At 59.8% G+C, this 12,943-nt stretch carries 11 protein-coding genes and 2 tRNA genes; 8 read left to right on the top strand and 5 right to left on the bottom strand.

Annotated elements, in window-relative coordinates:
- Complete coding sequence (locus ACGKZZ_RS08205) at nucleotides 1–363, bottom strand: SUF system Fe-S cluster assembly protein (protein ID WP_411223158.1); 363 nt, start codon at nucleotides 361–363, stop codon at nucleotides 1–3.
- A 97-nt stretch (nucleotides 364–460) separates the two neighbouring features.
- Here ACGKZZ_RS08205 and tgt point away from each other — a divergent pair, with 97 nt between their 5' ends.
- The 8 genes from tgt to ACGKZZ_RS08165 all read left to right on the top strand — a co-directional run bounded on the left by tgt (nucleotide 461) and on the right by ACGKZZ_RS08165 (nucleotide 7,788).
- Complete coding sequence (gene tgt / locus ACGKZZ_RS08200) at nucleotides 461–1,576, top strand: tRNA guanosine(34) transglycosylase Tgt (RefSeq protein WP_411223033.1); 1,116 nt, start codon at nucleotides 461–463, stop codon at nucleotides 1,574–1,576.
- A 117-nt stretch (nucleotides 1,577–1,693) separates the two neighbouring features.
- Nucleotides 1,694–2,806 (top strand): PRC-barrel domain-containing protein, encoded by a 1,113-nt coding sequence (locus ACGKZZ_RS08195; protein WP_411223032.1) that lies wholly within the window; start codon nucleotides 1,694–1,696, stop codon nucleotides 2,804–2,806.
- A 278-nt stretch (nucleotides 2,807–3,084) separates the two neighbouring features.
- A complete protein-coding gene (gene lon / locus ACGKZZ_RS08190; RefSeq protein ID WP_411223031.1) occupies nucleotides 3,085–5,493 on the top strand; it encodes an endopeptidase La in 2,409 nt (802 codons plus the stop codon).
- A gap of 127 nt (nucleotides 5,494–5,620) precedes the next feature.
- A complete protein-coding gene (locus tag ACGKZZ_RS08185; protein ID WP_411223030.1) occupies nucleotides 5,621–6,163 on the top strand; it encodes a DUF305 domain-containing protein in 543 nt (180 codons plus the stop codon).
- Entirely contained in the window at nucleotides 6,160–6,963 is an 804-nt protein-coding gene (locus ACGKZZ_RS08180; protein WP_411223029.1) for a MauE/DoxX family redox-associated membrane protein, read from the top strand. The genes ACGKZZ_RS08185 and ACGKZZ_RS08180 overlap by 4 nt, the downstream gene beginning before the upstream one ends.
- Nucleotides 6,964–7,098: 135 nt before the next feature.
- Complete coding sequence (locus tag ACGKZZ_RS08175; RefSeq protein ID WP_411223028.1) at nucleotides 7,099–7,500, top strand: HU family DNA-binding protein; 402 nt, start codon at nucleotides 7,099–7,101, stop codon at nucleotides 7,498–7,500.
- Between the two features lie 19 nt (nucleotides 7,501–7,519).
- Nucleotides 7,520–7,594: transfer RNA gene (locus ACGKZZ_RS08170), tRNA-Val, on the top strand.
- Between the two features lie 118 nt (nucleotides 7,595–7,712).
- Nucleotides 7,713–7,788 (top strand) — tRNA-Val (locus tag ACGKZZ_RS08165).
- Between the two features lie 88 nt (nucleotides 7,789–7,876).
- On the opposite strand, the gene ACGKZZ_RS08160 is transcribed toward ACGKZZ_RS08165, so the two are convergent.
- The 4 genes from ACGKZZ_RS08160 to ACGKZZ_RS08145 form a co-directional block, all read right to left on the bottom strand.
- Nucleotides 7,877–8,959: a DUF1513 domain-containing protein gene (locus tag ACGKZZ_RS08160; protein WP_411223027.1), complete on the bottom strand. Its 1,083-nt coding sequence runs from the start codon at nucleotides 8,957–8,959 to the stop codon at nucleotides 7,877–7,879.
- Between the two features lies 1 nt (nucleotide 8,960).
- A complete protein-coding gene (locus ACGKZZ_RS08155) occupies nucleotides 8,961–9,968 on the bottom strand; it encodes an imelysin family protein (protein ID WP_411223026.1) in 1,008 nt (335 codons plus the stop codon).
- On the bottom strand, nucleotides 9,965–11,515 hold the full coding sequence (locus ACGKZZ_RS08150; protein ID WP_411223025.1) for a di-heme oxidoredictase family protein: 1,551 nt from the start codon (nucleotides 11,513–11,515) through the stop codon (nucleotides 9,965–9,967). The genes ACGKZZ_RS08155 and ACGKZZ_RS08150 overlap by 4 nt, the downstream gene beginning before the upstream one ends.
- 98 nt (nucleotides 11,516–11,613) lie before the next feature.
- Nucleotides 11,614–12,876, bottom strand: a complete 1,263-nt coding sequence (locus ACGKZZ_RS08145) for an imelysin family protein (RefSeq protein WP_411223024.1) — start codon at nucleotides 12,874–12,876, stop codon at nucleotides 11,614–11,616.
- Nucleotides 12,877–12,943 lie beyond the last annotated feature (67 nt).

Raw genomic sequence — 12,943 nt, 5'->3', positions numbered from 1 at the left:
TTACATGAAGCCCAGTTCCAGACGCGCCTCGTCCGACATCATGTCCATGCCCCAGGGCGGCTCCCAGGTGAGTTCGACGTCAACCTGTTTGACCCCGGCCAAGGGCTCGATTGCTTCGGCAACCCAGCCCGGCATCTCACCGGCCACCGGGCAGCCCGGCGCAGTCAGCGTCATGATGATGCCGACTTCGTTTTCGTCATTGATGTCAATGGTGTAGATCAGGCCGAGGTCGTAGATGTTGACCGGTATCTCGGGATCGTAAACCGACCGGCACGCTTCGACGACCTGGTCGTAAAGCGGATGGTCGGTGGTTGAGGGGGCGATCAGGGGTGTGCCTTCGATCTGAGGGCTGGCGTTGGACATGTCGGTTCTTTCCATCAGTTCCTGACTAAAGATATAGGGAAAGGCCGGCGGCGGGTAAAGGGTTGGCAAATCACAAAGGCTGCGGCATGTGGTTCCCATGAGTGGCACATCCTTCTCCCTGCACGCGACCGATGGCGCTGCCCGCACCGGTCAGATTGAAACTCCGCGCGGGGTAATCCGCACGCCCGCCTTCATGCCGGTGGGCACGGCGGCGACGGTCAAGGCGATGATGCCGGAGTCCGTGGCGGCGACGGGGGCGGATATCCTGCTGGGCAACACCTATCACCTGATGCTGCGCCCGACGGCGGAACGGATTGCGCGGCTGGGCGGGCTTCACGAGTTTATGAACTGGTCGAAGCCGATCCTGACGGATTCCGGCGGCTTTCAGGTGATGAGCCTTTCGGAATTGCGCAAATTGACCGAAGAGGGCGTGACATTTCGCAGCCACATAGACGGCTCGAAACACGAGCTGACGCCAGAGCGGTCGATGGAAATACAGCGGCTTCTGGGATCGGACATCGTGATGTGTTTCGACGAGTGCCCCGCACTGCCGGCAGACAGAGAGCGGATCGCGGAATCGATGCGCCTCTCGATGCGATGGGCGGCACGGTCGCGCGATGCGTTCGGTGACAGGCCGGGCCATATGCTGTTCGGGATCCAGCAAGGGGGGCTGGAGGAGGATTTGCGCGCCGAGAGCGCCGAAGCGCTGCAATCTATCGGCTTTGACGGCTACGCCGTTGGCGGTCTTGCGGTGGGAGAAGGGCAGGAGGCAATGTTCGGGTGTCTTGATTTCGCGCCGGGGCAGCTGCCTGCCGACAAGCCGCGCTATCTGATGGGGGTTGGCAAGCCCGACGACATCGTCGGCGCGGTCAAGCGCGGCATCGACATGATGGATTGCGTGCTGCCCTCGCGCTCGGGGCGTACCGGTCAGGCGTGGACACGCTACGGTCAGATCAACATCAAGAACGCCCGCCACAAGGACGACCCGAGGCCGCTGGACGAAAACTGCACCTGTCCGGCATGTCGCAATTACAGCCGGGCCTACTTGCATCATGTGTTTCGGGCGCAGGAAATGATCTCGGGGATGCTGTTGACCTGGCACAATCTGCACTACTATCAAGAGTTGATGCAGGGGATGCGCGACGCGATTGCGGCTGGGGAATTCGCAGCGTTCGAAGCGGCGTTTCATGCGCGGCGTTCGAGGACGGTATAACGCGCTGTTGTAGGCGATGTTCCACACTTTTTTTCAGGAACTTGTGAGAGGTTAAAACTCTTTCTCAGATGAGGCGGCGCACTGCGCCAGCCACGTTTGACAACAAGGAGAGTTCTAATGTCTTATAAAGCAAGAGCAACAATTCTGGGTGCCGTTTCCGCACTCGCTCTGAGCACCGCCGTCGCGGCACAGACCGCCACCGAGGTGGATAGCGATACCGATACCGACGCCGCAGCAACCACGTCCGCGCAGGTCTCTGCAACAGACGGCCGCGTGATGGTCGAACAGGGCAAGCCCAAGGTCACCGTGACGATTGATGAGCCCAACGTGAACGTCGATCAGGACGCACCCGAAGTGACGGTCGAACAGCCGCAGCCTGAAATCACCGTCGAAGTCCCGGAACCGAATGTGCGGGTGCAGCAACAGGCACCGATCATCACGGTCGAGCAGGCCCAGCCGATCGTGACTGTGCGCATCCCCGAGCCGATCATCACCATCCGTGTGCCGCGCCCGAATGTCGAGGTCGATCAGGCCGATCCCAACGTACAGGTGCAAACGCCCGAGCCGGTCGTGAACTTCATCCGTCCCGAGCCGAAGATCACCATTCAGGAATCCGAGCCGCAGGTGAACATCGAGCAATCGGACGCCAATGTTCAGGTGGAAGAAACCGACAGCGCCAATATCAATGTCGAAACCTCCGAGCCGGTCGTCAACGTCGAGCAGAGCGGCGATGCCAACGTCGAAGTGAGCCAGGAAGACCCCGAAGTACGTATCGAGGATTCCGAAGGTGCCGACGTGAGCGTGCAGCAGTCCGAAGCGCAGGTTGAAATTCTGGACTACAAGACAGACGCCGCTGGCAACATGGAATCCGATGAGGAACGTGCCGCATATGTCGAAGGCTTCGAGCGTAACCCGATGGCCAACATGTCAGCAAACGACCTTGTCGGTCTGACTGTATATGGCGAGTCCGGTGAAGCTGTCGGCGAAGTCGATCAGGTTGGAATGCGCGGTGAGACTATCGTTGCGATCGTCGGTGTCGGCGGTTTCCTTGGATTGGGTGAGCACAGCGTCGCTTTGCCGCTTGATCGTCTGCAAGCCATCGAGGGTGGCCTGATGGTGCCCAACCAGACCCAGAACGAACTGGAAAATATGCCGGAGTACCTGGAAGACGAGGTCGTTCTGATCGAACCCGGTCAGCGCCTTGGTGACGCATTGCCGCGCAACCAGTAAGCGACGGCACGTCAACGTTCTAAGGTTCTATTGCGGGCCGCTCCATTTGGGGCGGCCTGTTTCCGTTCGCCCTTAGCGGCAGGAATCACGGCCGTTTCTCTAAAATTGCAAACCGTTGCGGCTTGCAGGCGCGGGGTATCCAGATATTGTGATACCCACAGCAAAGAGGTTGAAACTTGGCCGGCCGCGCCCCAAGTTAACTCTCCAAAGACCGGAGATGGCCGGAGCTGCCGCAAAGCGGGGCCAGTGCCATCTTGCCAACGATAAGGAAAACGAGCATGCAAGAGCCCCTGAACGCCTCCTACCCGGTGCTGCCGCTGCGCGATATTGTGGTGTTCCCGCATATGATCGTGCCGCTGTTCGTCGGGCGCGAAAAATCCGTTCAAGCGCTGGAAGAAGTGATGGCCGATGACAAGCAGATCCTGCTTGCCAGCCAGATCGACCCGGCCGAGGACGAGCCGCAAACCGACGGTATCTACAAAGCCGGTGTGCTGGCCAATGTGCTGCAACTGCTGAAACTGCCCGACGGTACCGTGAAGGTGCTGGTCGAGGGCCAGAGCCGTGTGCGCATCACCGAATATCTTGAAAACGACAATTTCTTCGAGGCATCCGCCGAATATCTGACCGAAATGCCCGGCGACCCGGCCGCCATCGAGGCGCTGGTGCGCACCGTGGCCGAGGAATTCGAGCGCTATGCCAAGGTCAAGAAGAACATCCCCGACGAGGCGCTAGGCGCCGTGTCCGAAGCCGACGAACCGGCCAAGCTGGCCGATCTGGTCGCCGGTCATCTTGGCATCGAAGTCGAGCAAAAGCAGCAACTGCTCGAGACGCTGGCCATCAGCGAGCGTCTGGAGAAGGTCTATGGCTTGATGCAGGGCGAGATGAGCGTTCTGCAGGTCGAGAAAAAGATCAAGACCCGCGTCAAATCCCAGATGGAGCGCACCCAGCGCGAGTACTATTTGAATGAGCAGATGAAGGCCATTCAGAAAGAACTGGGCGATGGCGAAGACGGCCAGAACGAAGTGGCAGAGCTGGAAGCGCGGATCAACGAGACCAAGCTGTCCAAGGAAGCGCGCGAAAAGGCGGATGCGGAACTGAAAAAGCTCAAGAACATGAGCCCGATGAGCGCCGAAGCCACTGTCGTGCGCAACTACCTGGACTGGATGCTGTCGATCCCGTGGGGTGTGAAATCGCGCGTCAAAAAGGATCTGGGACGCGCAGAGCGTATTCTGGACGAGGATCATTACAGCCTTGAAAAGGTCAAGGAACGCATCGTCGAATACCTGGCCGTGCAGCAGCGCAGCAAAAAGCTGAAAGGCCCGATCATGTGCCTCGTCGGCCCTCCGGGCGTGGGTAAAACCTCGCTTGGCAAATCAGTGGCCAAGGCAACCGGGCGCGAGTTCATTCGCATCAGCCTTGGCGGCGTGCGCGACGAGAGCGAGATCCGAGGCCACCGCCGGACCTATATCGGCTCCATGCCGGGCAAGATCATCCAGGCGCTGAAAAAGGCCAAGACGACGAACCCGCTGATCCTGCTCGACGAGATCGACAAGATGGGTCAGGATTTCCGGGGCGACCCGGCGTCGGCGATGCTCGAGGTGCTCGATCCGGAACAGAACAGCACGTTTGTCGACCACTATCTCGAGGTGGAATACGACTTGTCCAACGTGATGTTCCTGACCACGGCGAACTCCTACAACATGCCGGGCCCGCTTCTGGACCGGATGGAGATCATTCCGCTGGCCGGCTACACCGAGGACGAGAAGGTCGAGATTGCAAAACGTCACTTGCTGTCCAAGCAGGTCAAGAACCACGGCCTGAAAAAGGGCGAGTTCGAGCTGACCGACGAGGCGCTGACCGACATGGTGCGCTATTACACCCGCGAAGCCGGTGTGCGGAACCTTGAGCGTGAGATCTCGAAACTGGCGCGCAAGGCGGTGACCAAGATCGTCAAGAAGCAGGAAGAGAAGGTCGTGATCACGCCGGAAAACCTCGATGATTATCTTGGTGTTCGCAAATATCGCTACGGGTTGGCCGAGGATGAAAATCAGGTCGGTGTCGTGACCGGGCTGGCCTACACCAGCGTCGGCGGCGATCTGTTGCACATCGAGGCGCTCAAGCTGCCGGGCAAGGGCCGAATGAAGACCACCGGGAAACTGGGCGATGTGATGAAGGAATCCATCGACGCGGCAGCCAGCTATGTGCGCTCGATCTCGCCGCAGATCGGGGTGAAGCCGCCGAAGTTCGACAAGATGGATATTCACGTCCACGTTCCCGACGGCGCAACGCCCAAGGACGGTCCGTCTGCCGGTCTGGCAATGGTGACGTCGATCGTGTCTGTGCTGACGGGCATCCCCGTGCGCCGCGATATCGCGATGACCGGTGAAGTCAGCCTTCGCGGCAATGCGATGCCGATCGGCGGTTTGAAGGAAAAGCTGCTGGCGGCCCTTCGCGGTGGGATCAAGACGGTTCTGATCCCCGCCGAGAACGAGAAGGATCTGGTCGAGTTGCCGGATAACGTGAAGGACGGGTTGGAGATTATTCCTGTCGCTCATGTGTCCGAAGTGCTCAAGCTGGCTCTGGTCGGCACCCCCGAGCCCATTGAGTGGGACGAGGCTGCCGAGGAAGCGGCCGCGGCCGCTGCAATGGCCAAGGACGGGCAGGGTGCCGGAACGGTTGCTCACTAGCGCAATCGGTTCGCAACAACTGAAAACTTAAGCCCTCGTGCAACGTGCACGGGGGCTTTTGCTTTTTTGGAACTTCCATAGTCGGTTAGCGGTTTCGTGTCTAAAGCCACTCTCTAGGAGGCCCGTCATGGCACATCGCAATTCCGTTCATCAGACAGACACCGACCGTTCCGGCGGCATGGGCTACGGGCGGTTTTTTGCAATGATCGCCACATCCACAGTGGTGATGTACGGCTTGATGTATCTCAACACCTACGCGATGGATCACATCTTCTTTTCGCAAACGCGCGCCTGGATGGCGCTTTACATGGGCGCAAGCATGGCGATCGTCATGCTCGCGTTCATGTTGGGCATGTATGCCAACAAGGCGATGAACACAGCCATTTTCATCGGCGCCGCCCTGGCATTCGCGCTTGGCGTCTGGCTGGTCCGGTCGCAGGAAACCGTAGAAGACATCGCATGGATGAAGGCCATGATCCCGCACCATTCCATCGCCATCCTGACAAGCGAACGCGCCGAACTGTCGGACCCGCGCGTCGCGGCGTTGGCACAGGCCATCGCGGATGTGCAGCGGGAAGAGATCGCCGAGATGAAACGCTACATCGCTGATATTGAAGCGAATGGCGATGCACCCGCCGGTACCGAGCGGCAAAAGGAAGGTGGATCATGAGCGATAGAGTCGACACACCGCAAGAGGCGCGCAGCAAAAGCAGCGCCGGTCGCGCGGTCCTCTACCGGATGGCGATGCCGGGGCATCTGTGTCCGTTCGGCTTGAAATCCCTGTCTCTGCTCAAGCGGAAGGGGTTCGAGATCACCGACAACCTCTTGACCACGCGCGAGGAAACCGACGCGTTCATGGCCAAGCATGACGTCGACACGACTCCGCAGACATTCATCGAAGGCGAGCGAATTGGCGGTTACACCGATTTGAAAGAATATTTCGGCTACACCGTGAAGGGCGAAGACGACACAACCTACGCGCCGGTGATCGCGATCTTTGCGTCCACGGCGCTCATGGCTCTGGCAATCGTGATCAATCTCTATGACGGGTTTCCGGTCCTGACATGGCTGAAATGGTTCTTTGCGACGTCGATGGTGGCGTTGGCGATCCAAAAATTGCAGGATGTGGAAAGCTTTGTCAGCGGCTTTCTCGGCTACGATCTTCTGGCGCGGCGATATGTGCCCTATGGCTATGCCTACCCGTTCGGTGAGTTATACGCAGGCGTGGGAATGATGGCCTTGATCGGAACGCAGAGCTGGCTCATCTGGCTGGTTGCTCCCGTCGCGATCTTTATCGGCACGATCGGCGCCGTGAGTGTGATCAAGGCGGTCTATATCGACAAGCGCGAATTGACCTGCGCCTGCGTCGGCGGCGGATCGAATGTTCCCTTGGGATTCCTGTCGCTGACCGAAAATTTGGTGATGCTGGCTATGGGCATCTGGATGCTCGGCCTGTGGTTTGCAGCCTAATACATCTGAAACCCCCTGCGTCGGATGAACCACATTTCGCGGTCGCGATTGCATACGACACTGGATTATGTGTGAAACCTTGCTACTGTGACGTTCAATTCGCCGCAAGACCCGAGCAGTCAAAAGGAATTCAACATGGCGACGAGCCGCAAGACACCATCCCGCGCCCCATCCACGCCGCCAAAAGGCGACAAATCAGAAAAGGCGGAAGCTGACCAAGCCGCCACGCCGGAAGTTGTGGTGAACGAAACACCTGTCATCACAGCCCCTGAATTGAGGAAAAAGGAATTGATCGACACCGTCGTGGCGCGCAGCGGAATCAAGAAGCGCGATGCGAAACCGGTTGTCGAGGCGATGCTGGCGGTGCTTGGTGAAACCATCGCCGAGGGGCGCGAGTTGAACCTTGCCCCGATGGGAAAGATGAAGATCACGCGGATGAAAAAGACAAGCAAGGCGCATGTCATCACCACGCGTCTGCGCCGCAATGAACAGGTCCAGGATCAGTCTCCGGATCCTCTTGCACAAGCGGCGGAGTGAGGTTAAGACGCGCGCCAACGGGTGATTAGCTCAGTGGTAGAGCGCTTCGTTCACATCGAAGATGTCAGGGGTTCAAATCCCTTATCACCCACCATGACAGCGAACGCGCGGGCCGGTAGACGGACCGCGCGTTTTGCATTTTTCGGGCGGAAGGAAACGCGTCGGAAAAAGCTCTTGCACGACGCGCAACGCTTGGCTAAACCGCGCGGCAAGGGTGATTAGCTCAGTTGGTAGAGCGCTTCGTTTACACCGAAGATGTCGGGAGTTCGAGCCTCTCATCACCCACCATCACTCCGGTGCATGTTTGTAGACAGCGCGGTCGCAGACCGGCTTCCGGACGGTCGCACGGTAAAACAGCCTCAAACCGAGCCTTCCCTCAACCTTCGGTGATAACGATCAAATGATTGTCCCAACGCATTGTCGTGGACATCGAAGACAAGACGTCGGCGGATTTAAGATGAGCCAACTCCCCCGCGCCGGATGTCAGCGTGAAGCCAGTGCCGTTTGCAGCAATGCCGCACACGTCGGGGAGGGAGCAGGAACCCGTTATCCGTGTGGATTCTGGATCGTAAAACTGCACGATGCCGCCCCGAGGGGACGTTATCGCGATTGTCCTGCTATCATTCGAAACAGCGATGCTTCCGACATAGCCCTGCATGTCTCGCATCCGGTCTGAACTGGCGGTCAAGAGCACGACCTCTTGGCCGACGCGGTGATGCCCGGCCAAGGTTTCAACCGGTCCATCCCCTTGCCATTGCATTCCGAACGCAACCCGTCCGTCAGCGGCCACGGCCAGGTGCCGGATCGAGTTCTTGTGCATGTGCGATGGCAGCTCGACACTTTCGGTGATGGCACCATCTGCGACATAGGTCAGGTTGGGCTGCATGGTGGGAATGTTGAGTTTTGTGCGGCCCGAATCCGGGTGTGTGTCGATGCCGCCGTTGGCGATCACCAGAGTATCGGAGCCGGGGAGGCGTTTGATGTCATGCGGACCGACACCGCCGCTGCTCCATTCAGCCACACGTGTATAGCCTGCCGCGACATCCCAGACACCGATCAGACCACGGCCCTCGTCATAGTGATTTTCGGTTGTGTAAAGCAGGGTTCCATCCTGCGAGAACGTTCCGTGCCCATAGAAATGCCAGCCCGCTGGAGCTGTCAAAGTCGCCCGTTGCGCGCCCGTCGTGCAGTCGATGACCACGGCGAAGGTTCCGGGGCGTCGCGCAAATGCAACGGCTTCGGGCCGTGTGGGGTGGGCGGCTGCCGCGTGGCCGCGCGCGGGCAAGGGCAGTTGGAACGTCACGTTGAGGTCGTCGTCGATGCCGCACAGCACATAAGAACCATCAGGGCGCGCTGCTGCGGACAGATAGGACGGTGATCCCACCTCGGCCCATGTTGGTTTTGGGACCAGCCCCGTGGCCAAGAGGCCCGCTATGAACTGGCGACGCCCCGCTGTCATATCAGTCCCCATCCAGTGAATTGAAGCCCGCCGCAACGCCGAGGGTGGGCCCAAGCTCCGTCTGAACCGTGTCTCGGATTGTTCCAACCGCTTGCTGGATGATTTCGATCTTCAGGCGGGATTGCGGGTCTGTCACGCCGTCAAACACCGGATCTTCCAACGCCTGAAGCCGGGTCTTTGCATCTTCGAACTGTTCACCGAGCTTGTGTGCCAGTCGCGCGTCGTCTGCGGTGAGATGGAGCGCGAGGTCTTGCAGCGCCATGAGGCTCAGCATGACGTGGTGCGCCGACCGGCCTGACCGCCGTGCCTCGGCCTGTGTGGGGCGAGGGCGGTCGAACGTGCCAAGTGGCCGGCCTAGGCGGCTGTCATGGGTGAATTGAAGCCCTGCGGAGAGCGTTCTGAGCATCTCTTGCAGTACTTCTTCATCGCTGCGGTAGGGCGCGTCTGGCCCCGGTGACAGGATCACATCGACGTAGCGGGTCTGCCAATCCTCGTAAATTGCGGACGCGGTGTTGGCGATGTCGGCGCTGATGGTCTGAACGAGCGTGCAGTGGTAATCGTCATTGCCCGCCTGCATCAGATCGTCATCGAAGAGCAGATATTCCAAGGCGTAAAACCCCCGCGCCGCGATGGACACATCCGTGTAGGTCTCTGGCGCGAGGGCGATCGGGTCTTCATCCGCGAGCAAATTCGCCAATGCTCTGGGTGTCGCGCCCCGGCTGTCTGGCCAGAAGGCAAGAGCAAAGGCGCGGTCATCGACTTCGGTGGGTCCGAAGCGCAGATGACTGGCCGACACCCAGGCATCAAAGGCGGTGCGATAGGCATCCCGAAGGGGGGCAGCGGTCGGGGCACAATCGTTCTTCGCGGCTTTTGACAATGCCTCCGCCGACACCGTGAGGGAGTCAAAGCGTGGGAGAATGTGATCGTCCACGATCTTTGCAACCGACGGGTCGCACAAGGCTGCAACAGGCGCAAATGCGATGGCGGCGGCAATCAGGTGTTGTTTCATAGGCTCTCCAGATACCTCAGCAGGGCATCGCGATCCACGGTCGGCAGGTCGACCACTGCATCCCGCTGGGCTTCAGCCTCGCCACCATGCCACAAAACGGCTTCGAGAAGCGACCGTGCACGACCGTCATGCAGGAAATACGTGTGGCCGCTGACCTGTCCGGTCAGGCCGATGCCCCAGAGCGGCGGCGTGCGCCACTCCTGACCCGTGGCGCGGGCTTCGGGGCGATTGTCGGCCAGACCCGGACCCATGTCGTGCAACAACATGTCGGTGTAGGGCCAGATCAGTTGGAAGCTCTGCTCAGGCTGATCGGCAAGGCGATGGGTGACGAAACTGGGCGTGTGACAGGATGTGCAGCCAATGCCATAGAACACGTCTTTGCCGCGCAAAACCTGCGGATCATCAACGTCGCGCCGGGCCGGGACGCCAAGGTTGCGACTGTAGAAATTGACCAGATCCAGCCCGTCACCGTCGATCTCGTATGTCCGATCGTCCCCGTCGCCGTGGATTGCGGCAAGGCAGTCGGCCTGAAGATCGGTGCACTCCCCGCTTGCTGCGGTGAACAGGGGGTTGGATATTCCGATGTCGCCGACAAACGCGCTCGCTGATTGCTCCATGATCGTGGGATTACCCGCCTTGAGGCCAAAGCGCCCGAGCATGGGCCGGTCGTGCTCGACCGACCAGACGATGTTGGGACGACCGGAAATACCATCACCATCCAGATCATCCGGATCGGCGTTCGCGAGGATATCAGCCGCCGGGATGGCTTCGAGCAGGCCCAGCCCGATCATCTGGGGCGCGACCCGAGGGCTGAGCATCGCATCCGGATGCAATGGCCCGTAGCCGAGGTTGGTCGCCTCATAGGTCGGATGGCGGAGCGAGATGTCCGTACCGTCTGCCAGGGTCACGATCTTTTCGTCATAGGTTATGCCAAGGCTGTATTCCGCGACATGGCCCTGAACCGCGAAGTCCTGCAATTGCGTTCCATAGGTCGGTTCCGGCAGGGTGGCGATGTAATCCTCGATCTCGGCAAGGGCCGTCTCATCCGGGACGCCATCCGGGTCCATGATCGACACCCGCAGAAACATTGAAATCGCATTGTCACCTGCGCTTTCCGGGGGATGACCGCGCCCATCCTTGATGTGACATCTCTGGCAGGAGCGCGCATTGAACAGCGGTCCCAAACCGTCGGAAGCCAGAGTGGAGGAGGGCGATGACACCCACAGCTTTCGGAACAGGCCGTTTCCCAGCTTGAACTCCAGTTCATCCTCGAAGGTGATGTTGCCGGATGGCAGGGAAAAGGCGTTTGCATCCGGCAGCACCCGAACGGTCCCTGCGCCAGCCGGCCGCTCCTCGAACGGCTGCGCCTTGCTGAAATCGGTCGTGAGTGTCGTCACTGCCGCAATGCGTGCCGTCTCGGCCTCAGTGCGTGGAATGACATTGAGATGAGGGTCATCCAGACCGGCATAAGCGGTCTGGATGGGCGTCTCTGCAAACGCCACTGACCCAGCCAGCAGCGTCACGCCGACCAGTTTACTCGGCTTCATCCATTTTCCAGGGGTCAGGCTGCGCATATTTCTTCACCAAGTTCGGCGACAAGGTCCACCGGGACTCGCCAATCATCAAGCTGACAAGGCTCTCTCACCTATTGGAACACGGCTTCAGGGTCGTCGAGGCTGTCGGAGCCTTCGATCGCGATGCCGTCCACACCCAGTGCCGTGATCACCCGTTCGATGGAGCGGGTCTGGTCGATCAGGCCGTCGACGCCGCCCATGATCAGGGCTTCTCCGGCTTTGTTCCCACGCTCCAGCATCTGGTCATAGGCAAAGCCTGCCTCGGCTGCGATCTTGATGCGGCCGAGCGCCATCACGGCGTCGTTCAGCTTGGAGTGCATCTCGGTGTCCAGTGCAGGGTCGGTTTGCGCGACGAGATCCGACAATGACGGGCCGGTCACAAGGCTTCCGTCGACGCGCGTGTAGTTCCCCAGATAGACGTTCCGGATACCGATCCCGTTGTAGTAATGATCGTTGTGCGTGTTGTCGGCAAAGCAGGAATGTTCCTCTTCGGGATCGTTCAACATCACGCCAAGCCGCATCCGCTCACCGGCTGTCTCTCCGTAGGAGAGCGAGCCCATGCCCGTCAGAATGGCAGAGATGCCTGCGTCAGTGTCAGCCATCACTTCCGCGCGGGCGTCTCCACCCTCGGCCCAGGCCGCAGTCATGTATTCCAGATCCGAGACCAGCAGATCCGTGGCCGCCGTCAGGTAGGCGCCACGACGGTCGCAATTGCCGTTCGTGCAATTGTCGCCCTCAGCATAATCCGTCCAGGGACGATCACCCGCGCCTGCGTCATGGCCGTTCAGGTCTTGCCCCCAGAGCAGGAACTCGATGGCGTGATATCCCGTCGCGACATTGGCTTCCACGCCGTCCGCTTCCTGCAACGTGTCTTCCAGAAGGGCGGGCGTGATGGTCGTGGCGTCGATCTCTTCGCCCGAGAGCGTGAAGGTCGGGTTTGCGATCACATTTAGGGCTGCAAATTCGTTCTCGTCCGACGGCCCGCCATAAGACGCATCGACATAGTCGATCAGGCCTTCGTCCAACGGCCAGGCGTTCACCTTGCCTTCCCAATCATCGACAATGGCATTGCCGAAGCGGAACACCTCGGTTTGCTGATAGGGCACGCGCGCGGCCAACCATGCGGCACGGGCCGCATTCAAATGTTCGGCCGATGGATCCGTGACCAGCGCAGTGACCGCGTCTTGCAACCGCTCTGCGGTGATCAGGCTGTCCGCGTAATTCGCGGCCGCAATGTCGGCGTAGGTGTCCAGCACCTCGTTTGAGGTCACCGCGACCGCCGGCGTTGCCAGAGCAAGCGCGATGGCGGTCATTGCTGCGGGTTTTATTGTCATGTCACATGTTCCTCTAGTGGAGTGTTCGTCTTTGGAGTGAAAGATCCTTGCGCGCGGCCAAGAGCAC

This window comes from Marivita sp. S2033, assembly GCF_046592965.1.
Classification (GTDB): domain Bacteria; phylum Pseudomonadota; class Alphaproteobacteria; order Rhodobacterales; family Rhodobacteraceae; genus Marivita.
The sequence above is the reverse complement of the archived record's forward strand: the minus strand, read 5'-3'. Positions and strand labels throughout refer to the sequence as shown.

Excerpts from the sequence above, each read along its gene's own strand:
- ACGKZZ_RS08205 (WP_411223158.1), bottom strand. The coding sequence starts at position 363 with ATGTCCAACGCCAGCCCTCAGATCGAAGGCACACCCCTGATCGCCCCC.
- tgt (WP_411223033.1), top strand. The coding sequence starts at position 461 with ATGAGTGGCACATCCTTCTCCCTGCACGCGACCGATGGCGCTGCCCGC.
- ACGKZZ_RS08195 (WP_411223032.1), top strand. The coding sequence starts at position 1,694 with ATGTCTTATAAAGCAAGAGCAACAATTCTGGGTGCCGTTTCCGCACTC.
- lon (WP_411223031.1), top strand. The coding sequence starts at position 3,085 with ATGCAAGAGCCCCTGAACGCCTCCTACCCGGTGCTGCCGCTGCGCGAT.
- ACGKZZ_RS08185 (WP_411223030.1), top strand. The coding sequence starts at position 5,621 with ATGGCACATCGCAATTCCGTTCATCAGACAGACACCGACCGTTCCGGC.
- ACGKZZ_RS08180 (WP_411223029.1), top strand. The coding sequence starts at position 6,160 with ATGAGCGATAGAGTCGACACACCGCAAGAGGCGCGCAGCAAAAGCAGC.
- ACGKZZ_RS08175 (WP_411223028.1), top strand. The coding sequence starts at position 7,099 with ATGGCGACGAGCCGCAAGACACCATCCCGCGCCCCATCCACGCCGCCA.
- ACGKZZ_RS08160 (WP_411223027.1), bottom strand. The coding sequence starts at position 8,959 with ATGACAGCGGGGCGTCGCCAGTTCATAGCGGGCCTCTTGGCCACGGGG.
- ACGKZZ_RS08155 (WP_411223026.1), bottom strand. The coding sequence starts at position 9,968 with ATGAAACAACACCTGATTGCCGCCGCCATCGCATTTGCGCCTGTTGCA.
- ACGKZZ_RS08150 (WP_411223025.1), bottom strand. The coding sequence starts at position 11,515 with ATGAAGCCGAGTAAACTGGTCGGCGTGACGCTGCTGGCTGGGTCAGTG.
- ACGKZZ_RS08145 (WP_411223024.1), bottom strand. The coding sequence starts at position 12,876 with ATGACAATAAAACCCGCAGCAATGACCGCCATCGCGCTTGCTCTGGCA.